The sequence below is a fragment of the Sinorhizobium sp. GQ132 genome (assembly GCF_059758575.1).
This window is the reverse complement of sequence record NZ_JCAXDX010000003.1, coordinates 170,998-193,224: the sequence shown is the minus strand read 5'-3', so window position 1 is coordinate 193,224 and position 22,227 is coordinate 170,998. Positions and strand designations below refer to the sequence as shown.

21 protein-coding genes are annotated in these 22,227 nt (G+C 62.4%); 8 read left to right on the top strand and 13 right to left on the bottom strand.

The annotated features are described in order from the left end of the window. Nucleotides 1-29 precede the first annotated feature (29 nt). Both AC6CIG_RS09220 and rnhB read left to right on the top strand, forming a co-directional pair. Complete coding sequence (locus tag AC6CIG_RS09220) at nucleotides 30-1,187, top strand: PA0069 family radical SAM protein (RefSeq protein WP_437408312.1); 1,158 nt, start codon at nucleotides 30-32, stop codon at nucleotides 1,185-1,187. 187 nt (nucleotides 1,188-1,374) lie between these two features. Further along, entirely contained in the window at nucleotides 1,375-2,025 is a 651-nt protein-coding gene (gene rnhB / locus AC6CIG_RS09215) for a ribonuclease HII (protein ID WP_018094385.1), read from the top strand. 239 nt (nucleotides 2,026-2,264) lie between these two features. Here the strand turns inward: rnhB and AC6CIG_RS09210 are convergent, their stop codons facing one another. The 12 genes from AC6CIG_RS09210 to AC6CIG_RS09155 all read right to left on the bottom strand — a co-directional run bounded on the left by AC6CIG_RS09210 (nucleotide 2,265) and on the right by AC6CIG_RS09155 (nucleotide 14,411). Further along, on the bottom strand, nucleotides 2,265-2,750 hold the full coding sequence (locus tag AC6CIG_RS09210; RefSeq protein WP_018094384.1) for a F0F1 ATP synthase subunit B: 486 nt from the start codon (nucleotides 2,748-2,750) through the stop codon (nucleotides 2,265-2,267). Nucleotides 2,751-2,763: 13 nt separating this feature from the next. Next, nucleotides 2,764-3,378, bottom strand: a complete 615-nt coding sequence (locus AC6CIG_RS09205; protein ID WP_018094383.1) for a F0F1 ATP synthase subunit B — start codon at nucleotides 3,376-3,378, stop codon at nucleotides 2,764-2,766. 72 nt (nucleotides 3,379-3,450) lie between these two features. Next, on the bottom strand, nucleotides 3,451-3,678 hold the full coding sequence (locus AC6CIG_RS09200; protein WP_003533642.1) for a F0F1 ATP synthase subunit C: 228 nt from the start codon (nucleotides 3,676-3,678) through the stop codon (nucleotides 3,451-3,453). An 84-nt stretch (nucleotides 3,679-3,762) separates the two neighbouring features. Continuing rightward, a complete protein-coding gene (locus tag AC6CIG_RS09195; RefSeq protein WP_018094382.1) occupies nucleotides 3,763-4,515 on the bottom strand; it encodes a F0F1 ATP synthase subunit A in 753 nt (250 codons plus the stop codon). 60 nt (nucleotides 4,516-4,575) lie between these two features. Beyond that, nucleotides 4,576-4,935 (bottom strand): AtpZ/AtpI family protein, encoded by a 360-nt coding sequence (locus AC6CIG_RS09190; RefSeq protein WP_018094381.1) that lies wholly within the window; start codon nucleotides 4,933-4,935, stop codon nucleotides 4,576-4,578. Nucleotides 4,936-5,224: 289 nt separating this feature from the next. Then, nucleotides 5,225-6,382 carry a cell wall hydrolase gene (locus AC6CIG_RS09185; protein ID WP_379938803.1) on the bottom strand — a complete coding sequence of 386 codons (1,158 nt, stop codon included), beginning with the start codon at nucleotides 6,380-6,382 and terminating at the stop codon, nucleotides 5,225-5,227. 205 nt (nucleotides 6,383-6,587) lie between these two features. Further along, nucleotides 6,588-8,489 carry a potassium transporter Kup gene (locus AC6CIG_RS09180; RefSeq protein WP_033047212.1) on the bottom strand — a complete coding sequence of 634 codons (1,902 nt, stop codon included), beginning with the start codon at nucleotides 8,487-8,489 and terminating at the stop codon, nucleotides 6,588-6,590. Between the two features lie 16 nt (nucleotides 8,490-8,505). Then, nucleotides 8,506-9,486 carry a magnesium transporter CorA family protein gene (locus AC6CIG_RS09175; RefSeq protein WP_018094378.1) on the bottom strand — a complete coding sequence of 327 codons (981 nt, stop codon included), beginning with the start codon at nucleotides 9,484-9,486 and terminating at the stop codon, nucleotides 8,506-8,508. Between the two features lie 320 nt (nucleotides 9,487-9,806). Then, complete coding sequence (locus tag AC6CIG_RS09170) at nucleotides 9,807-10,961, bottom strand: Mrp/NBP35 family ATP-binding protein (RefSeq protein WP_437408311.1); 1,155 nt, start codon at nucleotides 10,959-10,961, stop codon at nucleotides 9,807-9,809. Nucleotides 10,962-11,585: 624 nt separating this feature from the next. Beyond that, nucleotides 11,586-12,419: a LuxR family transcriptional regulator NurR gene (gene nurR / locus AC6CIG_RS09165; protein ID WP_018094375.1), complete on the bottom strand. Its 834-nt coding sequence runs from the start codon at nucleotides 12,417-12,419 to the stop codon at nucleotides 11,586-11,588. A gap of 171 nt (nucleotides 12,420-12,590) precedes the next feature. Beyond that, entirely contained in the window at nucleotides 12,591-13,331 is a 741-nt protein-coding gene (locus AC6CIG_RS09160) for a helix-turn-helix transcriptional regulator (protein ID WP_018094374.1), read from the bottom strand. Nucleotides 13,332-13,556: 225 nt separating this feature from the next. Then, nucleotides 13,557-14,411 carry an IclR family transcriptional regulator gene (locus AC6CIG_RS09155; protein ID WP_018094373.1) on the bottom strand — a complete coding sequence of 285 codons (855 nt, stop codon included), beginning with the start codon at nucleotides 14,409-14,411 and terminating at the stop codon, nucleotides 13,557-13,559. A 127-nt stretch (nucleotides 14,412-14,538) separates the two neighbouring features. Here AC6CIG_RS09155 and AC6CIG_RS09150 point away from each other — a divergent pair, with 127 nt between their 5' ends. The 6 genes from AC6CIG_RS09150 (at nucleotide 14,539) to AC6CIG_RS09125 (ending at nucleotide 20,554) form a co-directional block, all read left to right on the top strand. Further along, nucleotides 14,539-15,309, top strand: coding sequence for an SDR family NAD(P)-dependent oxidoreductase (locus AC6CIG_RS09150; protein ID WP_437408309.1), 771 nt, complete (start codon nucleotides 14,539-14,541; stop codon nucleotides 15,307-15,309). Further along, complete coding sequence (locus AC6CIG_RS09145) at nucleotides 15,306-16,226, top strand: 2-dehydro-3-deoxygalactonokinase (protein ID WP_437408308.1); 921 nt, start codon at nucleotides 15,306-15,308, stop codon at nucleotides 16,224-16,226. Before AC6CIG_RS09150 ends, AC6CIG_RS09145 begins: the two co-directional genes overlap by 4 nt. A 14-nt stretch (nucleotides 16,227-16,240) precedes the next feature. Beyond that, the gene (locus AC6CIG_RS09140) at nucleotides 16,241-16,879 is read left to right on the top strand and encodes a 2-dehydro-3-deoxy-6-phosphogalactonate aldolase (protein WP_018094370.1); all 639 of its coding nucleotides are present in this window, start codon (nucleotides 16,241-16,243) and stop codon (nucleotides 16,877-16,879) included. Further along, on the top strand, nucleotides 16,876-17,760 hold the full coding sequence (locus AC6CIG_RS09135; protein ID WP_018094369.1) for an SMP-30/gluconolactonase/LRE family protein: 885 nt from the start codon (nucleotides 16,876-16,878) through the stop codon (nucleotides 17,758-17,760). The genes AC6CIG_RS09140 and AC6CIG_RS09135 overlap by 4 nt, the downstream gene beginning before the upstream one ends. 89 nt (nucleotides 17,761-17,849) lie before the next feature. Next, nucleotides 17,850-19,574, top strand: coding sequence for an IlvD/Edd family dehydratase (locus AC6CIG_RS09130; RefSeq protein ID WP_275599982.1), 1,725 nt, complete (start codon nucleotides 17,850-17,852; stop codon nucleotides 19,572-19,574). Between the two features lie 347 nt (nucleotides 19,575-19,921). Then, on the top strand, nucleotides 19,922-20,554 hold the full coding sequence (locus tag AC6CIG_RS09125; protein WP_018094366.1) for a PRC-barrel domain-containing protein: 633 nt from the start codon (nucleotides 19,922-19,924) through the stop codon (nucleotides 20,552-20,554). 81 nt (nucleotides 20,555-20,635) lie between these two features. On the opposite strand, the gene AC6CIG_RS09120 is transcribed toward AC6CIG_RS09125, so the two are convergent. Next, complete coding sequence (locus AC6CIG_RS09120; RefSeq protein ID WP_437408307.1) at nucleotides 20,636-22,180, bottom strand: trimethylamine methyltransferase family protein; 1,545 nt, start codon at nucleotides 22,178-22,180, stop codon at nucleotides 20,636-20,638. Nucleotides 22,181-22,227 lie beyond the last annotated feature (47 nt).

Below are 22,227 nucleotides of genomic sequence, written 5' to 3'. Positions count from 1 at the left end.
CGAACCGAGCATGGTTCCGGGAGATTTCGATGAACGATCTGTCTCAACTCAAGCAGGGCATCTATGCGCCCGGCAACAGCGCGGATGTGGCGGAGGCCCTCGTCGCCGGAACCGGCATCAGAATCGACGTCGATCGTCGGCGCGGCCGCGGTGCCGCCCTCAACATCTCCGGACGCTTCGAGCCGATGACGCGCGAAGTCTTCGATGACGGGTGGCAAACGCTCGAGGAGCTGCCGCCGTTCAAGACCGAGGTCCAGATAGAAAAGCCGAAGACCGCGATCACGCGCAACGATTCTCCCGATATATCTTTCGACCGATCGATCAACCCCTATCGTGGCTGCGAGCACGGCTGCATCTACTGCTTCGCGCGCCCTACGCACGCCTATATGGGGCTCTCGGCAGGGCTCGATTTCGAGGCCAAGCTCTTCGCCAAGCCGGACGCGCCACGTCTTCTCGAGCGCGAACTGGCGAAGCCGGACTATAAGCTCCGTCCGATCGCGATCGGCACAAATACCGATCCCTATCAGCCGATCGAAAAGGAATGGCGGATCATGCGCCAGATCCTGGAGGTGCTCAAGGACGCCAATCATCCGGTCATGATCGTTACCAAATCGGCCATGGTGACGCGCGACATCGACCTGCTGGCACCGATGGCGGAAAAGGGGCTTGCCCGGGTCGGGATTTCCGTGACCACGCTCGACCGGAAACTGGCGCGCAGCATGGAGCCGCGGGCGTCGACGCCCGCCAAGCGGCTGGAGGCGCTACGCGCAATTTCCGAGGCCGGCATTCCCGCTGGCGTTCTGGTCGCGCCGATCATTCCGGCGCTGAACGACCACGAGATCGAGCGCGTGCTCGATTCGGCGAAGACGGCCGGCGCCTCGGATGCGAGCTACGTCCTCCTCCGGCTTCCGCTGGAGGTGAGCCCCCTGTTCCGTGATTGGCTTCTCAGAAACTATCCGGACCGCTACCGGCACGTCATGTCGCTCATCCGTTCCATGCGCGGCGGCAAGGATTACGATGCCGAGTTCGGTAAACGAATGAAGGGCAGCGGACCTTACGCCTGGCAGATCGGCCGTCGTTTCGAGCTGGCGGCCAAGCGGCTCGGCCTCAATCTGACGCGCCGGCAATTGCGCAGCGATCTCTTCGTGCCGCCCCTCGGGATGGGGGTTCAACTGTCGCTGCTTTGATGCAGACCGTTTCTGCAGGCTATCGCACCGGAGATTGAACAAACGTCGCGATCTCGACCGCCGATGTGCCTTAAAACTTCCAGTGTCCGCCCTTTGCCTCGGGGGCGGTGCTGGTCTTCCCCGGCAACCGCCGCAAACCGAGCCGGGGACTTGAAGGGAATCGGGCGAGTATGCCAATGTCGCCCGCATGACACGCAGCAAACAGCCCGATTCCCCTCTTTTCCCTCTTCCGCCGGCCGTTCCGGATTTCACGTTCGAACGCGCGGCGCAGCGCGACGGTCTCTGGCCGGTGGCGGGCGCCGACGAGGCCGGACGTGGCCCGCTCGCGGGCCCTGTCGTCGCTGCGGCTGTCATCCTCAATCCGGAGGCGATCCCGGCGGGCCTCAACGATAGCAAGCTCTTGAGCGCGGAGCAGCGCGAGGCATTGTTCGAGGAGATTCTGGCGACGGCGACGGTCTCGATCGCCTCGTCCTCGTCGGCCCGCATCGACACGACCGACATACTGAAAGCCAGCCTCGATGCGATGCGCCGCGCCGTTCATGGCCTGGAGCTGGCGGCCCGCATCGTTCTCGTCGACGGCCGCGACGTCCCTCCCGGGCTTACCTGTCACGCCAAGGCCATCGTCAAAGGCGACAGCCGCTCGGTGTCGATCGCCGCCGCATCGATCGTTGCCAAAGTCACCCGCGACCGGATGATGGCCCGGGCCGATGCAACCTTTCCCCTCTACGGCTTTGCCCATCACGCGGGCTATGCGACGGTGAAGCATCGCAGCGCGATCGAAAGCCACGGCCCCTGCTCCCTGCACCGCATGAGCTTCCGCCCGTTCCGACAACTGTAGTCGACCCCGGCCCTGGCCTTTGATCGGGGGCGTAAACCGGAAGCTTCGTCCGCGCCGCGCAAGCGGCTCCGCCGCCCTGATCCAGGCTGTAGGCATGAGCGTCCGTCCCGGCAAGGGCTTGGTCGACACGATCAAAACCGCTGAAGCCGAAACCCGGGGACTGTCGGAGACAACCTCCCATGCGCCCAACGAAAAAACCCCGCCGAAGCGGGGCCTTTGAATCTCGGTCGAACCGACTCTCAGTTCAGGCGTGACTTGACCTCGCCGAGCGCCTTCTTGAAGAGCGACTCCTGAGCGCCTGCGTCGGCCTTGCTCGCGATCACTTTCTCGGCTGCGCTGATTGCCAAGTCTACGGCAGCAGCACGAACCGCATTGATCGCATCGCTTTCGGCCTGCTTGATCTTCTGTTCGGAAAGTGCCGTGCGGCGCGCGACATATTCTTCGGTCTTCTGCCTTGCTTCCGCCGTCAGCATCTCTGCTTCGCGCTGGGCAGCGGCGACGATGCTCGCGGCTTCCGCCTCGGCATCCTTGCGCTTGCGCTGATATTCGGCAACGAGGCTCTGCGCTTCCTCGCGCAGACGCTTCGCTTCCGCCAGTTCGTTGCTGATCTTGTCGGCGCGGGCGTCGAGTGCCTTGCCGACCATGCCCGGAACCTTGAGATAGGCGATGAGGGCAAAGAAGAGAATAAGGCCTACGAGGGCATAGAAAGTCGCATCAAGAGCCATTGTTCTCTTATCCTCAGTTGCCGGCCGAAGCCTTGAACGCCGCAGCGATCTCGGACTTGGTGACGGTTCCGCCGATCAATTGCTTGACCACGGCCGTAGCAGTTTCCTCGGCGATGGCGCCGACATCGGCAAGCGCTTTCGACTTGATGTCGCCGATGCGCGCCTCTGCGGCGGCAATCTTCTTCGCGAGCTCGGCTTCGACACCGTCGCGATCTGCCTTGGCCTTCGTCTTGGCAGCTTCGCGTGCGGTGTCCGCAATCGAATGGCCTTTTGCCCTTGCGCCTGCCAGTTCCTGCTCGTAGGCGGCGATGGCCGCATCGGCCTCGCCCTTCAGACGAGATGCCTCGTCGAGGTCCTGAGCGATCCGGTCATGGCGCGTCTCGAGGATACCGCCAATGCGGGGGATGATGACTTTCGACATCAGGAGATAGAAAAGCCCGAACGTAATCGCAAGCCAAAGAAGCTGCGAAGCGAAATGGGTCGAATCGAAGGGCGGGAACACGCCGGAGCCATGCTCGCCTTCGTGGGCCACACCCGTTTCGGTGTGCACCTCACCGGCCGCAGCGGCATCGTGTGCTTCGGCGCCTTCGGTGGTGGATGACTGGGCGTATGCCGCGGTCACAAACATGCTCACCTCCAGGTGCACTCAAGAATATGCGCGGCCGCGGCCTTTCGGCCGCGGCCAAAACTTCTGCCGATATCAGACGGCGAAGAGGAGGAGGAGTGCAATGAGCAGCGAGAAGATGCCCAGAGCTTCCGTAACGGCGAAGCCGAATACGAGGCGGCCGAACTGGCCGTCAGCTGCCGACGGATTGCGCAGAGCGCCGGACAGGTAGCTGCCGAAGATGTTGCCGAGGCCGAGAGCCGTGCCGGCCATACCAAGGCATGCAAGACCTGCACCGATGTACTTTGCTGCTTCCGCTTCCATGATTGACTCCTTCGAAATGGTGTTGCGGCTTAGGATTTGCGCTTCCGGCGGCAAGCCGACCGGAAACCAGCGACTGTTTATTCCTTAGTGGCCTCCGGGGTGGACCGCATCGTTGAGGTACATGCAGGTCAGCACCGCAAAGACATAGGCCTGGAGGAAGGCGACAAGGAATTCAAGACCGGTAAGGGCGACGGTCATGATGAGCGGCAGGATCGCGCCGCCGATGCCGAGCGCCCCAAAAGCGCTGAGCGATGCGACGAAGCCTGCGAAGACCTTCAGCGTGATGTGGCCCGCCAGCATGTTGGCGAAAAGACGGACCGAGAGGCTGATCGGACGGGAAAGGAACGAGATGATTTCGATCGAGACGACAAGCGGCAGAAGCGCGCCCGGCACGCCTTGCGGCACGAACAGCTTGAGGAAGCCGAAACCGTGCTTGTAGAAGCCGTAGAGAAGGACGGTGCCGATCACGAAAACCGCAAGCGCGAAGGTGACGATGATCTGGCTGGTGACGGTGAAGAAATAGGGGACCATGCCGAGCAGGTTCGCCGTCAGAATGAACATGAACAGCGAGAAGACCATCGGGAAGAACTTCATCCCGTGACTGCCGGCGCCCTCGCGAAGCATCGAGGCGATGAATTCGTAGGACATTTCCGAAACCGACTGCATGCGCGTCGGGATCAGCCCACGCTGCGACGTCGTCAGATAGAGGAAGCCCGCGGCCGCACCCACTGTCGCGACCATGAACAGCGACGCATTGGTGAAGGAAAAGTCAATTCCGCCAATCTCGATCGGGACAATCTTGTTGACCAGGAACTGGTGGGTCGGATCGTTTGACACCGCGCTTCTCTTTCGTTTTGCCCGCCCGCGAGCGGAAATCCTGTTCTTCCCGGCGACGTATCAGACGCCGCCGTCCTCTTTGTCCGTGCCCGGCTCACCCTTCCGCTCGTCGGGCTTCGCCACCACACCGGCGGAACGCAGCACGTTCAACACGCCGGCACAGAAGCCGAGTAGCAGGAGGACGATCATGCCCCACGGCCCTGTACCCGCAAAGTGGTCCAAAAGATAGCCCAGAAACGCCCCGACCAGGATGCCGGCGATGAATTCGCTCGAAAGCTTCATCGCCGCCGCGTACCCCTTGCGGCTTTCATCGGCGCGCCCATCCGCCCCTTCCGAGACATCCGCCCGCTTCTTGGACTTGATGTCGTCGCCGAGGCGCTTGAGCCGCGCTTCCAGACTTTCTTCCGGCTTCTCCGTCACATGGCTCCCCTTTGCACCCCTACGCGGTCGAACGCGATCTCGGTCATACAAACGGCCGCTGTTCAAGCCACGCTTCGGCCCCATTTGAAGTCGCGCGCAACATAGTTTTAGGCACCCGCATAGTCAAGGCATGCGGGCACCTTCGACGTGGACAATATTCTTATTTTAATTCAGAGACTTAGCAATAAATCCGGCAAGCTGCGACAAAGGTGCAGAGGGAATCGCAGCCAGCGGCGGGGTCACACCCGCGGCTCCGGCGGCCGACAGGGACGCGGAGGCGGCTACGCCGTCAGCTCCAGCCGCCGCCATAGGTTCTGTAGAAGATGTGCAGCCCGATCTTGCCGACCCGCTTCATCGTCTTGGCCCAGGCGGGATTCACATAGGTGGCGTGATAATGGGTCGCCGAGCCGACTTCCGACAGCCATATCCTTCCGGAGGTGACCGCCAGCGCGACTTCCTTGGCCGTCTTCCAGTGCGATCGCGAATAGATCAGGTCGCGGATCATGTCGCAGGCGAAAGAGAACTGGCAGCGGTTGCGCCAGGCCTTGTTCTGGTAGACGACGCCGCAGATCGTCTTCGGGTAGGTCGGATTGCGGACGCGATTGAGAATGACCTGCGCCACCGCGGCCTGGCCCTTGACGGATTCGCTGCGTGCCTCGAAATAGATTCCCTCGGCCAGACAGGTCTGCTCTTCCTTGCTGAAGACGGTTGGCGGCAGCGGCGTTGCCGCCCAGGCATGATCGTCGGGCGCGATATCCGGAATGAAGCGCCCTGCATTTTCGTCGTTCCGCAGGATCGAATCGAAGGGTGATTCACGCGCATAGTCCGGCTCGGGCCGGACATAGGCAGTCGCAAGAATGTCGGGCTTGTCGTTGGTGACGAGCTTGGCCAGCATCGGCGAGAGGCCCGGTTCCGGCTTCGGCGGCGTCTTGCGGTAAAAGACCGTGGCGATCTCTATTTCCTTGCCTTTGATCTTCGGCTTGGCAAAGACCATCTTTTCGGGGCCGTCGACGGCCGGACCGATAAGCGAGCTCGTGCGCTGAAGGATGGACCCGGCGCTGAAGTCCTTGGGCGGGGTCACCGGCGTTACCGCGACGATTCGCCCCTTCTTCAGCTTCCGCGTCACGCGATCCTCGTCCGGCGTCCCCTGGTGTTTCGATTCGGCGGTCAGCGCCACGCGGCCGCCTTCCGGCAGGGTCATGCCGGCGCCGCCATCGAGCGCACCGGTGGTGATCGGGTCCGTGAAGACCATCTCGACTTCGTGGAGAGAGCCGGCCGGCGACGGAGTGAGATAGGTGCGCCAACGCTCGCCGCCGCGGTTGATGCCGGACAGAAAAGTCGCAATGTCCGAATAGGCGACCGCCGAGGGGAAGCCGAGGAATACGGCAAGGCCTAGGATCGCCGGGGCCCGCCAGGCCGAGAACGAAAACCGAAACTTGTCACGCAACTTCCAACTCTTACGCACCGGTCGGCTCCAGGAACTCTTTCTCAAGCACGCGCTCTCGCAAGCCGGCGATGAGCCAGCGACAAGATTCCATGCAGGACGCTAGGGTTTGGAAGCGGCCGGCCGGCTCGCCGGGACCGCTTCGCGTGAGCCTTGAAAATGCGGCATTAACCTTGATGTTTGGTTAATGCGGACGCAGTGAAACGGATCAGATGATTACGTGAGAGCCGAGTTCGACCACCCGGTTCGTCGGCAGGCGGAAATAATCGGAGGGATCGATCGCAGCATTGGCGAGTGCGATGAACAGACGGTCCTGCCAATGCGGCATGCCGGACTGGGCGTCGGGCACGAGTTTGCGGCGGCCGAGATAGAAAGAGGTGGACATGATGTCGAATTTCAGGCCCGATTTTCTGAAGAGGCCCAGCGCCTGGGAGACATTCTGCGTCTCCATGAAGCCGAACTTCATTTCCAGCAGAGTGAAACGCTCCGACAACCGCCGCGCGCTGACCCGCTCTTCCCTCGGCACCTTCGGCGTGTTTGCCGTCCGGATCGTCAGAATGAAGTTCTGCTGATGCAGAACGTGGTTGTGTTTGATGTTGTGCAACAGGGCGGCAGGAGTCGATTCCGGATCGCTGGTCAGGAATATCGCCGTGCCGGTCACCGACACCGGCGCGTGCTCGCTCTGGCGCTCGACCGACTTGATGAAGCTTGCCAGCGGAATGTCGATATGGCGGGTCTTGGCGTGCAGGATTGCTGTGCCGCGCTTCCAGGTCCACATGATGACGATAAAGGTCGCCGCAATCAGGATCGGCACGTAGCCCCCGTCGTGGATCTTCAGCATGTTGGCGCCCAGGAAGACGAATTCCAGCGCGAACAGCGGCAGCAGCGCACCCGCTGCCCACCAGCTCGGCCAGTTCCACCGCATACGCAGGAATTCGAAGGAAAGCACCGTGGTGACCACCATCGCACCGGTGACGGAGATGCCATAGGCGGTCGCGAGCGCCTCCGAGGAGCCGAAGAGGAAGACGAGCGCCATGACGCCGAACATCAAAAGCGTGTTGACGTTCGGCAGGTAAATCTGGCCCGTATGGGTCTCGGACGTATGGAAGATCGCCATGCGCGGCAGGAAACCAAGGTGGATGGCCTGGCGCGTCAGCGAAAAGGCGCCGGTTATGACCGCCTGACTGGCGATGATGGTGGCCGCGGTCGCAAGAATGACGGCGGGCAGCAGCGCCCATTTCGGAAACATCAGGAAGAACGGATCGGACATCGCCTCCGGGTTCTTCAGCACGAAGGCGCCCTGCCCCAGATAGTTCAGCGTGAGCGCCGGGAAGACCACGGTGAACCAGGCCCATTGGATCGGCCGCCTGCCGAAATGGCCGAGATCGGCGTAAAGCGCCTCGGCACCCGTGACCGTCAGGAAGACGGCGCCGAGTACGACGATACCGACATAACCTTCGTTGAAGAGAAAGGTGACGGAATAATACGGGTTGAAGGCTCTGAAGATCGACAGGTCGTCGGAAATATGCACGAAGCCGATCGCGCCCATGACGACGAACCAGATGAGCGTTATCGGGCCGAAGAAATTGGAAACCGCGGCAGTACCCTTGGACTGAACGGCGAAGAGGAGCAGGAGGATGACCACGGCGATCGGAACGACGTAGTCCGAAAGGGCCGGGGTCACCAACTTCAAACCCTCGACGGCCGAGAGCACCGACAGTGCCGGTGTTATCATCGCGTCGCCGATGAAGAGTGCGGCGCCGGCAATGCCCATGAAGAACAGTATCGCCGTGTGACCATTGGCGGTCTTCATGAGCAGCGCAAGCAGGGAGAGCGTGCCGCCCTCGCCCTGGTTGTCCGCCCGCAGCAGGAAAAGCACGTATTTTATCGTGACAATGATCGTCAGCGCCCAGATCATCAGCGAGATCAGACCGATGATCTCGACGTCCGTCACACCGTCGTGCGCGACGGGGCGCAACGCCTCGCGGAAGGCATAGAGGGGGCTGGTGCCGATATCGCCATACACGACGCCCACGGAGCCAAGCGCCAGAACCAACAGGCGACGGATATTCTCCACGCCGGGTGTCGCGGGAGCAGACAATTGAGACATGTTGCTCAACAGGCCCTTAGAGCCAGCCTTTCCAGCGGAAGAAGAAAAAGGGGATCACGGCCGAAAGTACCATGGCCGCAAGCGCCCACGGATAGCCGAACTGCCATTCAAGCTCAGGCATGATGCGAAAGTTCATGCCGTAGACAGAAGCGACCAGCGTCGGCGGCAACAGAACGACCGAAGCGATCGAGAAGATCTTGATGATCGCATTCTGCTCGACATTGATCAGGCCGAGCGAGGCATCGAGCAGGAAGGTGATATTTCCAGAGATGAAAGCCGTGTGTTCCGAGAGCGACTGGATATCCCGCGATACCGTACGGCAAAGTTCCCGGCTTTCCTTGTCTGCTTGAACGTCGGGAACCGTATAGACGAAGGTCAGCAGCCTGGAGAGCGAAGCGAGGCTGTCGCGCGTTTTCGCAACAAGCCGGTGATGGCCCGCGACGTCGCGCAGGCGTGCTTCGAGAAAGTGCGGTGGCCGGTGCCGCCGGCCAGACGCCTTGTCGCCGAAGACCTGGAGCGCCAGGTCGTCGATCCTGTCGACAGCCTGCTCGAGAATTTCCGCCGTCCTGTCCACAATCGTCTCTAGCAGGCGCGTCAGAATCACCGCGCCGTTGCGGCAGCCGCCGGGGATACGATGCATGCCGGCCTTGAACAGGCCGAAGGCCCTCGGCTCGGCATAGCGGACGGTGACAAGGCGCTTGCCTGCCAGAATGAAGCCGACATCCGTCAACCCCGGCATTTCCGTGTCGCTTCGATAGACGAGCGAAGCGGTCATGAAAACGGCACCGTCGTCCGTATAAAGCCTGCTCGAAGGTTCGATGTCCCTCAGATCGTCCCGCGTCGGAATGGGAATTCCGAGCAGTCCCTCGATCATCAGGTCTTCCGCCTTGGTTGGCTCGACAAGGTCAATCCAGACGAGATCGGGACGCAGGGCCGACGGCGGCTCGGCCGTGGAAAGAGCGACCGCTTCACCGTTGATACAATAGCCTGTGATCATGCGGCCGCCTTTTTCATGCAGCCGACGACGATGAACCTTGATGATTTCGCAGGATCAGCCGCCACACGATTTTCCACAAAGCAGATTCATCCGATGAAGGCTTTCAGCCGTTTCGACGCCGGTTGACGGCAGTCGGGTGACCAAAGTCTCCGGCGATGGCAGTGGCTCGCCTTGACTTGCCTATGCGAGCCAAGGGGATATGACTCAACCCCGACGCAAAATCAATGGCCATGGGGGATCCGGTGCTTCCCTGTCGGATGTCTCGGTCGCACCGCACTGAATCCTCCGGCAGGTCGCTTGGGCATGACCGCGGCGAAGCGCTATTCGAAGACGATGTTCGGCATCGCACGGCTTTTGTCCTGCCGGGCAGCGGTGACCTCTCCCCAGACCCGCGCCGCGATCTCGCGATAGACGCGCGCGACCTCGCCATCGGGCTCGGACGCCACGAGAGGGGTTCCCGCATCGGAGGTCTCCCGGATGCCCATGGTCAGGGGCACCTCTCCAAGGAACGGTACGCCGATGCGCTCGGCTTCCTTGCGCGCGCCGCCATGACCGAAGATGTCGTAGCGCCTGCCCGTATCGGGCGCCACGAAATAGCTCATGTTTTCGACGATCCCGAGAACCGGAACCTCGACCTTGCGGAACATGGCGAGACCCTTGCGGGCATCCACGAGCGCCAGGTCCTGCGGCGTCGACACGATGACGGCGCCTGCGAGCGGCACCTGCTGAGCCATCGTCAGCTGTGCGTCACCGGTGCCCGGCGGCATGTCCACGACCAGGACGTCGAGGTCCCCCCACGCCACCTCGCGCAACATCTGCAGGAGCGCCGACTGGATCATCGGGCCGCGCCAGATCATCGCGACCTCCTCGTCCACGAGGAAGCCCATCGACATGACTTTCAGGCCGTAGTTTTCCATCGGGCGGATAAGCCGCCCCTCGATCTGTTGCGGGCGGCCGGAAATCTTCAAAAGCCGCGGCATCGAAGGGCCGTAGATATCCGCATCGAGGAGCCCGACCTTCAGCCCGTTTGCCTGAAGCGCCAACGCCAGATTGACGGAGGTGGTGGACTTGCCGACTCCGCCTTTGCCGGAGGCGACGGCGATAATGGCACCGACGCCGGGGATGCCGGCCTTTGGTGCAGCCCCGCCGCCCGCGCGCTGCGCCGGCGCATGGCCCGTCGGAGCCGGCCGGGGCCGCTCCACCGGGCCCTTCTGCGGAGCGGCCTTGCGGTCGGCAGTCAATGCCACCATGGCGGCCTTCACGCCGGGAATCTCGCGCACGACCCGTTCGGCGGCCGCCCGCATCGGTTCGAGCTCCTTCGCCCGATCCGCCGGCACGGTGATCGAGAAGTAGGCCTTGCCGTCGGAAATGAACACATCGGACACAAGGCCGAGGTCGACGATGTTTCCTTCCATATCCGGACCGCGGACGGTCCGTAGCTTCTCCAAAACCATTTCCCGGGTGACATCCGGCATGTCGGCCTCTTGCTCTTTCGTTGGCGCGCAACGCTTTCGACTGCTCTATCGCTAGCCCAAATCGCACCCGATTTAAGGAACTGGGTATTAGATAGTCGAGCCGGGGCACTTCGCCAATGCGACAGGTGGGAAAATGAGAGGGCCGCCAACCGATCATCGTGTCCGTACATCCGGGATCACGGGCGATCGGCGGCGGCCCTTTGTCGCGACCTTCCTGGGCGCTGTCTTATTATGGTCCCCTCTGGACACGGAATTGAATATGCACAATGCGTGCCAGTTGGAGCTTTCCGGAAAAAACCAGAGTTTCCAATAAGTTGCTCTTCATCTATCGAGGATACGCAAGAGACTGCGCTGCTCATTTCCTGAGCAGGCGCGCCATTTGGACACGAAATGCTCGCAGATGCGCCGGCCACTTGCTCCGGCCGATGGGGCTGCCGGCTAAAGCTGTTGAGATCGAATAACCGCTGCGGCTTGTTTGATTTCTTCATTCCTGTGCTTGTCACAGGAATCCAGCCAAGCCAAGTCCTTGGGCTGAAAGAACGCTTCCCGCGCCGCAGACGCGGCGCTGCCCTCATTCCTGTGACAAGCACAGAGATGGGGGCGGAGGATGACTCTCAACAGGCCCTAGCTGATATAGCCTTTTTTCATCGCCTTCACGACCGCCTGCGTGCGGTTCACCGCGTCGAGCTTCTTCGTGACGTGGTTGAGGTAATGATTCACCGTGTGTTCCGACAGGCCGAGGATACCGGCGATTTCCGAGCTGGTCTTGCCGGCGGCCGTCCAGCTCAGGCACTGGATCTCCCGTTCGGAAAGAACCGTATTGGTGTTCTTCCAGACAGAGCCGATCTCGGCAAGCCGGTTATAGACGTGAATTGCGATCATCTGCAGTTCCATCGCCGCCGTCATCGGTAATTCCGCTTCCGGGCCCATGAGGATGACCGCGCCGCGGCCACCTTCGGCATCGTGGACCGGGAAGTAATTGGCTTGGAATATGCCGTTGTCGCGCAACATGGCGATGTAATCCGCGGCAGAGTCGGGCTTGCCTCCCTCCCTCTCCCAGTCTTCAAGCTTGATCTGAAACGGCGTCGTCGTCTCTCTCAACCGTCGCACCCCGGTGCTGAAGCGCAGCATCGAAAGGCTGTCATATTTGTTGAGGAGCTCGGCCGGCATGTTCGAGATCACCGTGGTGGCGGAGAGCCGCTCTACCTCGACTGCAGGGATCGAACAGATGAGAAACGTCTTGAAGCCGAAAATCGGCGTAATCCGCCGCATGTAGCGAATAATGTCGAACTGGGTCTCGAGCCTTGCTATCTCAGGCGCGAAATCGCCGCCCCGGGGCAGATCGATATCAGTCGTCCCCCTCGTGATCATCTCTTGCATCGGTGCGGTTCCATCGCAGTCATCGACTATCAAATAGCCCGAGCGGCCGAGCAATGCCAACAGGTGATTGACGATCATCACCTCTGATGCGCAAAACCCTGTGCATTTCGACCGTGCCGATGAGCGCCGACTCCGCCTTCAGCCGCTCGCGCCGAAAGACGGCCGCGTCGCGTTCGCGTGCCTCCATTTCCCGTGCTTGTCACAGGGATGAGAGAGTAAAGGGCTCTATTCATGTCCCGCCTGCGTCGATCAATTGATCAAGCCCGCGCGTATCGCCTTGGCGACAGTTTGGACGCGATTGACCGAATCGAGCTTGCGCGTCGCACGGTTGAGATAGTGGTTCACCGTATATTCCGACAGTGCCATTATGCGGGCCATCTCCACCGTCGTCTTGCCAGCCGCGGCCCAGCGCAAACACTCGATCTCGCGCCGGGAAAGGCTGCCCGGGCCGCGTCGGTCGCGCGTTCGGACTTCGCTCAGCCGGCTGTATAGAAGGCCGGCCCAGAGGTTCAGAGCCTGCATCTCGTCGTCGGACACGGCGGACCTGTCACCGCCGAAGGCGATGGCGGCGCGGTGACCCGCGGCATCATGGACCGGCAGATACACCCCGCGCGGCATGTTCGCCTGTTCGAAAACGCATATGGCAGCTTCGCCCTTTCCGTCCACACGCCCGCGCGCGAGCAGATGAGCATCATAGGTGAAGGGAATTGTGCTGCGCCGCAACCGCTGGATCACGGGACTGCCGTCGATCAGGCGGGCACTGTCGTAGCGCCTGAGGAAATCCATCGGCCAGGTCGTCATGAGCGCCTGCGCAGTGAGGCTGTGGGACCCCGACTCGGGAATGGCGAGGACCATGAAGCCTCGAAAACCGAAACCTTCCGACACTCGGCCGAGCGCGCTCCGCACATCATCCTCGCTGTCGATCGACCCGCTGATAGCGTGACCGTCAGGGAGGACCAATGAGGATATATCCACGCTGAAATCGATCATCTTCCGCCCGCCTCTCACATCCGCGTTCCAGCTGGAGCATGACGCTCGCGCTGTCATACCCACGCTATCGCTTCCACCAGAATTCCGCCCGATGCAACCAGCCGTGGCAGCAGACCGGCATTGAAGCTACTTATCTTGAACCTTTTCGTCCAGTCGAAACTTCTAATTTACCGTAAAGCGGTCCCGCGCACTTTTTCGTGGAAAACATGCTGTAATCCTTAACCGTTACGGAGACCTTTGCTCGTCCGGCAGGACACGCGGCGCCGCAGCCCCCGTTTCCCGCCCGGGGCCAAGCCGGATCCGGACCTCTTCCTCGATCTCTGCCGCCACCTCGCGCACGTCCTGCGCCCAGGCGGTCAGCTGCTGCAGGCTGACCCGATAGGATGGACCGGTCACGGAGATCCCTCCGACCAGGTCGTGTTCCGGAACGCTGATCGGGGCAGCCACGCAGCAGATCTCCGCCTCGTGCTCCTCCCGGTCGAAGGCATGGCCGTCGTGCCGCACTTCCTCGATCTCGGCAAGGAGCGATTCTATCGAACGATGCGTTTGCGCCGTGAACGGGTGAAACTCCATTCCGGTCGATATCCGCTGCAACTCGCCTGCGGGAAGAACCGACAGAGCCGCCTTGCCGATACCCGTACAATAGGCCGGCGACGCCTTGCCGATCTGCGAACTCATACGGACGGTCTGCCGGCTTTCCACCTTGTCGACATAGATGATCTCGGTCTCCCGCAGCACGCCCAGATGCACCGTCTCGCCGGTCAATTGGTGCAGGTGCAGGAGATAGGGGGCGGCGATCTCGCGAAACCGGTTCCCCGACCAGGAGCGATAAGCGAATTTCAACAGGCGAAGCCCGGGCTCATAGGACAAGTCCCGGCGCTGCACCAGCAAGCCCTCTTCGACGAGATGGCCAAGCAGCCGGTGCAGGGTTCCGCGGGGCTGACGGACGGTCTGCAATATATCCGTGAAGCGCTGAGGGCGGTCGGCCATGGCTACTGCCTCCAGCACTGCCATTGCCTTGCCAAGCGTGCCGGTGCCGACGAGGTCACCTTCCATGTCGTCTTCTTTCTTCCGCTTCATTTCTTATCCGCTTGCCGCTGCGCTATCTTGACAGGGTAAAAGCATTGGCGCGATAATTCCATATAATAAAACACAGTTCCGGATATTGGAACAACCAATCCCGCAGCCGCGGTATCAGGGAGAAGCCATGACCTTGCCGAGCAGCCAGTTTCCTGATCTGCGCGATCGCGAAGTTCTGGTCACCGGCGGCGGCTCCGGCATAGGAGCCGCACTGGTGGAGGCGTTCGCCCGGCAAGGCGCCCACGTCGCCTTCGTGGACATTGCAGCGGAAGCGAGCCTGGCGCTCTGCGATAAGGTCGCGGCGCAGACCGGGCAGGCGCCGCATTTCATCCAGGCAGACCTTCGCGATGTCGAGGCCGTGCGGGCCGCAGCCGACGAGGCGGCCGCCAAACTCGGCTCCGTCCGTGTCCTCGTCAACAACGCCGCGCGCGACGACCGGCAGGCGCTCGAAGCGGTCACTGAGCAGAGCTGGGACGAAAGCCTTTCCGTCAACCTCAGGCATATCTTCTTCATGTGCCAGGCGATCGCGCCCCACATGCAGCGGCAAGGCGGCGGATCGATCATCAATTTCTCCTCGATCGCCTTCATGCTCAATATGCCGGAAATCCCCGCCTACTCTGCAGCCAAAGCCGGGATCATAGGCCTCACCAAATCGCTCGCCGGCAAGCTCGGACCGGATAACATCCGCGTCAACGCGATCCTGCCCGGCATGATCGTTACGGAGCGGCAGCGGCGCTTGTGGCTCACGGAAGAATCGATCGCGCGGATGCAGGAAAGGCAGTGCCTCAAGCGCATGCTCGTCGCCGACGATCTCGTCGGCCCATGCCTCTTTCTGGCGTCGGACAGTTCGGCGGCGATGACCGCACAGACCATGATCATCGATGGAGGCGTGTTTTGACGACGGCAGGCTATTATGCCGCAGTGGATTGGGGAACATCCAGCTTCCGACTGTGGATCATCGGCGAGGACGGTACGGTGCTGGCCGAACGCCGCAGCGCCGAGGGCATGACGACGGCCGCAAAGACCGGTTTTCACACGATTCTCGACGGCCATCTCGCCGCGGTCGCCGCGCCTGCGCATCTGCCGATCATCATCTGCGGCATGGCTGGCGCCCGTCAGGGCTGGAAGGAGGCCGGGTATATCGAAACTCCCGCAGCACTCGCCGAGATTGCCGGCCGTGCCACGGCCATTCCCGATGTCGACCGCGACATCCGCATTCTCCCCGGCCTCGCCCAGCGCGACCAACGGCATCCGGACGTCATGCGCGGCGAGGAGACGCAGCTCCTCGGCGCTGCCGGGCATCTCGGCGCCGGCAGCCATCTCGTCTGCATGCCCGGCACGCACAGCAAATGGGTCCGTCTTGCCGACGACAGGGTCGAGGGCTTTTCCACCTTCATGACCGGCGAGCTCTTCGACACCATCGCGCGCCACACCATCCTCAGCCACGCGGTGGCAGAAGCGGAAACCTTCGCGACCGGGAGCGCAGCCTTTACGGATGCAGTAAGCCGCACGAGGGAGAACCCGGCGCTCGCAACCAATCTGCTCTTCTCCGTTCGTGCCGGGCAGCTTCTGCACGGCACCGGCGCCGCCGATGCGAGAGCGCAATTGTCCGGGACCCTGATAGGCCTGGAGATCGCCGGAGCGCTCGCGGCCTCGGGCACGGTGGACGGCGTATGCCTCGTCGGCTCCGGTGGGCTCGGCACGCTTTATCGTACTGCCCTCGAAAGCCAGGGCCTCAACGTCCGGGCCGTCGACGCCGATGAGGCGGTGCGGGCCGGTCTTTCCGCAGCCGCCCGTGCGATTTGGCCTTTGTGATAGAAAGAAAGAACATGGAAAGAATCCCCCTGCCCCCGATGAAACGCCCGCTGATCGCGATCCTGCGCGGCCTGAAGCCGGAGGAGGCGGAAGGCGTGGTCGGTGCCCTCATCGAAACAGGCTTCACGGCGATCGAAATCCCGCTGAATTCGCCCGACCCGTTTCGCTCCATCGAGACGGCCGTCAAAATGGCTCCGGCCGGGTGCCTTATCGGCGCTGGTACGGTGCTGACGACGGCCCAGGTGGAACGCCTCGCCGATGTCGGCGGGCGGCTGATGGTGAGCCCCAATGTCGAGCCGGCAGTCATCCGGCTTGCTGCGACGAAAGACATGGTGACGATGCCAGGCGTTTTCACGCCGACGGAGGCATTGGCGGCGGCCGCCGCCGGAGCCAGCGGCCTCAAGTTCTTTCCGGCAAGCGTGCTCGGCCCCTCCGGCATCGCGGCGATCCGCGCGGTGTTGCCGGGCGATCTCGAGATCGCGGCGGTCGGCGGCGTGTCGGAGGTCAATTTCGCCGACTATGCAGCGATCGGGATCCGCAGCTTCGGGCTCGGTTCGAGCCTTTACAAGGCCGGGATGAGCGCTGGGGAAGTGCGGCAGCGGGCCATTGCCACGCTCGCAGCCTATGATGCCGTCTATGGAGGCCAGCAGTGACCGATCTCGTTCCCTTTTCCGGCCGAACCCTTTCGGAAGCCGCGTGCGAACTCGGCGAAGGCCCCACCTTCGACCCCGACACCGGAACGGCCTGGTGGTTCAATATAACGGGCCGCGAGTTGCATGAGCTTCATCTCGAAAGCGGACGGAAGGCGATCCATCCCCTGCCCTTCCTCGGCAGCGTGCTTGCGGCGATCGATCCGCTACGGCAGTTGATCGCCTCGGATCAGGGCCTTTTCGTGCGCGACACCGAAAGCTCGAAGCTACGCCATTTCGCGACGCTCGAGGAAAAGCCGGGCAACCGCTCCAACGACGGACGCGTCCATCCCTGCGGCGCGCTTTGGGTCGGCACCATGGGGCGCAGCGCCGAGAAACATGCGGGTGCGATCTACCATGTGGCCGGCAGCCGCGTCACGAGGCTCTATGGCAACATCACCATTCCCAACGCGATCTGCTTTTCCCCGGACGGGGCTACCGCCTATTTCACCGACACCGACGTCAACCAGCTGATGCGCGTCGACATAGATCCGGCGACGGCGCTCCCGACCGGCGATCCGGTGCTGCTTTCGGACGAAAGCACGAGCCCGGGCGGCGTCGACGGCGCCGTCTGCGATGCCGACGGGCTCATCTGGAACGCCCGCTGGGGCGCAAGCGCCGTGGAGGTCTATAAACCCGACGGCCGGAAGGTCGCCCGCTACGCCGTGCCGGCGACGCAGCCGAGCTGCCCGGCTTTCGTCGGCGCCAGGGCCGAACGTCTGCTGGTGACCTCGGCCTGGCAGGGCATGGACGACGCCGCGCGGGCAGCCGACCCGCAGGGCGGGAAAACCTTCGACCTCGGGATCGAGGTCAAAGGGCGCTTCGAGCCCGCATTCCGACTTTAAATCCGCCAAACAACAAACACTGGCGTCGCGCCGGCGAAAAATCATACAATTGCTCCATTGCGCTGAATCGCGGTGGAAGGAGTGCTCGGATGAGCGACAAGAAAAAAGAACTGAGAAGCCGTCACTGGTACGGCGGCACGCACAAGGACGGCTTCATTCATCGGTCCTGGATGAAGAATCAGGGGTTTCCCGACCATGTTTTCGACGGCCGGCCGATCATCGGCATATGCAACACCTGGTCGGAGCTCACGCCCTGCAACAGCCATCTGCGTATCCTCGCCGAAGGGGTGAAGCGCGGCGTCTGGGAAGCGGGGGGCTTTCCGGTCGAATTTCCGGTGTCGTCGCTCGGGGAGACGCAGATGCGTCCGACCGCCATGCTCTTCCGCAACCTGCTTGCAATGGATGTCGAAGAGGCTATCCGCGCCTATGGCATCGACGGCGTCGTGCTTCTCGGCGGCTGCGACAAGACCACCCCGGGCCAGCTGATGGGAGCGGCCTCGGTCGACCTCCCGACGATCGTCGTTTCCTCCGGCCCCATGCTGAACGGCAAGTGGAAGGGCAAGGATATCGGGTCGGGCACGGACGTCTGGAAGTTTTCGGAGGCGGTACGCGCCGGCGAAATGAGCCTGCAGGAATTCATGGCCGCCGAAAGCGGCATGTCGCGCTCGCCGGGCGTCTGCATGACCATGGGCACGGCGACGACGATGGCGTCGATCGTGGAAGCCATGGGCCTGTCGCTTCCGACGAACGCCGCCCTGCCCGCGGTCGACGCCCGCCGCATGGCGCTCTCGCACATGACCGGCAAGCGCATCGTCGAGATGGTCCACGAGGACCTCAGGCTGTCGAAAATCCTGACAAAGGAGAACTTCGAGAACGGCATCATCGCCAACGCCGCTGTCGGCGGGTCGACCAATGCCGTGGTCCACATGCTGGCGATCGCCGGGCGCGCGGGCATCGACCTCTGTCTCGAGGATTTCGATCGGGTGGGCGGTCAGGTGCCCTGCATCGTCAACTGCATGCCGTCGGGCAAGTATCTGATCGAGGATCTCGCCTATGCGGGCGGCCTGCCGGCCGTGATGAATCGGATCCAGCACCTGCTGCACGCCGACGCACCGACGGTCTTCGGCGTTCCGATCAGCAAATATTGGGAGGGCGCGGAGGTCTATAACGACGATGTCATCCGCCCGCTAGACAACCCGTTGCGTGCGGCGGCGGGCATTCGCGTGCTGAAGGGTAATCTTGCGCCCAACGGTGCGGTGATCAAGCCGTCTGCGGCAAGCGAACATCTGCTCGCCCACGAGGGGCCGGCCTATGTCTTCGACACGATCGAAGACCTCAGGGCCAAGATCGACGATCCCGACCTGCCGGTCACCGAAGACACGATCCTCGTGCTCAAGGGTTGCGGACCGAAGGGCTATCCCGGCATGGCGGAAGTCGGCAACATGCCGATTCCACGCCGGCTCGTCGAAAAGGGCGTGCGCGATATGGTGCGCATCTCCGATGCGCGCATGTCCGGCACCGCCTTCGGCACCGTCGTTCTTCATGTGAGCCCAGAAGCCAATGCCGGCGGGCCCCTGGCGATCGTCAGGACCGGCGACCGGATCCGCCTGGACGCCCTGAAAGGCGAGCTGAACCTGCTCGTCAGCGAGGAAGAACTGGCGGCCCGGATGGCGGCCTGGCAGCCGCCCGAACAGAAATGGCATCGCGGCTACTACAAACTCTATCACGACACGGTGCTGCAGGCCGACAGGGGCGCGGACCTCGATTTCCTCGTCGGCAAGAGCGGCAGCGAGGTCCTCCGAGAAAGTCACTGATCGAGCCTTCGCCCCGGACCCTGGAGCCATGAAGGCGTCCCCTTCGAAAGACAACCGGAATGCGAGCTTCTGCGCCGCGTGTTCACCCGAGCATGCGGCGCAGCCGCATCGAGCGCACACCAATGGAAGCCTCGTTCCAGCCAGCTCGGCGTTCACTTTTTCCGGAACAGTTTGCGTTGCCGGGCGTTGCTTGAGTGTCATCGGCGCAGCATCCCTGGCCCAACTTGAGGCTGCGCCTGGATCACGGTGATGACATCGTGATCGATGCCAAAGGGCTGGAAGGGAATGCGGGCGAAAAGCGCACGTAATGCCCTCTAGCCGACAACGTCAACGAAAGGCAGTCTGACATGAAAGAGAGACTTATATCTTCCGTTGCCGCTGGCGCGCTTCTCGTGGGCGTTGCCGTTGCCCCGATGAGCTTCGCACAGCAAACCACGACGCCTCCGGCTACGGCACCTGAAACCCAGACCATGGAACCCGCCCCGGCTCCGGCTACCCCGCCGGCCGCCGACGAGCAGGCGCAGACACCGGATACGGCAGACACGACCACCGATATGGCGGCTGGTGACGCCAGCTACCTGACAGAGCAAGCGGAAAACCAAGTGTCCGCAAATACTTATATCGGCCAGTCCGTCTACAATGCCAGCGATGAAAGCATCGGCGAGATCAACGACCTGATCATCGAGAAGGAAGGCGGTATCGCTGCTGCCATCGTCGGAGTTGGCGGCTTCCTCGGTATCGGGGAAAAGAACGTCGCAGTTCCGTTCGACAAGATCGCGATTGCCGACCAGCCCGATTCGGACGAGATCAAGCTGACCACGACCGAAACGGCGGATTCGCTGAAGGGTGCTCCGGAATTCAAGACGAAATCGCAGGTAATGGCCGAGCGTAACGCCGACCAGCCGGTAGATACGTCGACGACTTCGGCAACGGGTACGACCCCGGCACCGGCGCCTGCGGAACCTGCCCCGCAGCAGTAAGCCGTAGGCTCTAAAACGAACAACAAAAGCGGCGCCCATGGCGCCGCTTTTCGTCGTCTGGTGGCAACGCGTTGGAAATGCTCAGTACCACGCGTCGGCCATGCCGCTTTTGCGTCTGTCGACATAGTCGTTCAGCGCTTCGTCGACTGCCGCATCCAAGGGCGGCGCCTCATATTCGGCGAGAGCCTTTTTCCAGCTCCTGTTCGCCCGCAGTGCCATGTCGGTTTCGCCCTGTTCCACCCATTTCTCGAAGGGCTCGTTATCGGAAAGGGCGCTGTCCCAGAAGGCGGTCTGATAATTGCGCATCGTGTGGCCGGAGCCAAGGAAGTGGCTGCCCGGGCCCACTTCCAGGAAGGCGTCCATGGCGAGCGTATTGTCGTCGACCACGACGCCGGCAAGATAGGAATGCAGCGCCCCGCAGAAATCCATGTCCATCATGAATTTTTCGTAGGACATGGCCAGCAGCCCGTCGGCAAAGCCTGCCGAGTGCAGGACGAAATTGGCGCCGCAATGTACGGCCGACAGCATCGACATGACGCCTTCCTGCATCGCCTGAGCATCCGGGCGCTTCGAGTTGGAGAAGTTTCCGGCGCAGCGCAACGGCAGGCCGAGCCGGCGCGCGAGCTGGCCGATGACCATGCTGCCGATCGCCGGTTCCGGCGTGCCGAAGGTCGGCGAGCCGGAGCGGAGCGACATTGAGGAAAGGAAGTTTCCGAAAATGACGGGCGCGCCCTTGCGTTCGAGCTGCGTCAGCGCACAGCCGGCAAGCGTTTCGGCATAGGATTGCGCAATCGCCCCGGCATTGGTGACCGGCCCCATCGCGCCGCCGAGGATGAACGGCACGATCACCGCGGCCTGGTTGGCCCGCGCATAAGCCCGCAGCGACTTCGTCATCGTGCCGTCCCAGACGAGCGGCGAGTTGACGTTGACATTGCCGAGAATGACACAGTTGCCGTCGACGAATTCGGCACCGAAAAGAATGCGGGCCATTTCGATCGAATCCTCGGCACGTTCCTCCGAGGTAATCGATCCCATGAAGGCGCGATCGGAGTATTTTATGTGGCTGTAGACCATGTCGAGATGACGTTTGTTCACCGGCACGTCGCACGGTTCGCAGATGGTGCCGCCGGAGTGGTGCAGCCAGGGGCTCGACTGGGCGAGCTTCACCAGATTGCGGAAGTCTTCGATGGTGCCGTAGCGCCTGCCCTTGTCCAGATCCATGACGAAGGGGGAACCGTATGCCGGAGAGAACACCACGTTGCGCCCGCCGATCTCGACGCTGCGGGCGGGGTTGCGGGCGTGCTGCGTGAATTGCGCCGGCGCCGAGCGGACGATCTCTTTCAGCATCCCCGGCTCGAAGGTGACGCGAAGGCCCTCGATCTTCGCCCCGGCGCGCCGCCAGTGGTCGAGCGCCACCGGGTCGTCGCGAAACTCGATGCCGACTTCGGCGAGAATGCGGTCGGCCACCCCTTCGATCCGCTCCAGGTTCTCCTCGCCGAGGATGTCATAGGTCGGTATATTGCGGGCGATGTAGGGGACACCGAGATTCTTGCTGCCCTCGCGTCGCTGCGGTCGCCCGCTCCGGGTCCGTTTCGGCGCCTCGCCGGTTGCTTCCAACACTTCCATGGTCGATCTCCCATCATTTGCAATGATGGTATTGACGAGAAAGGCTA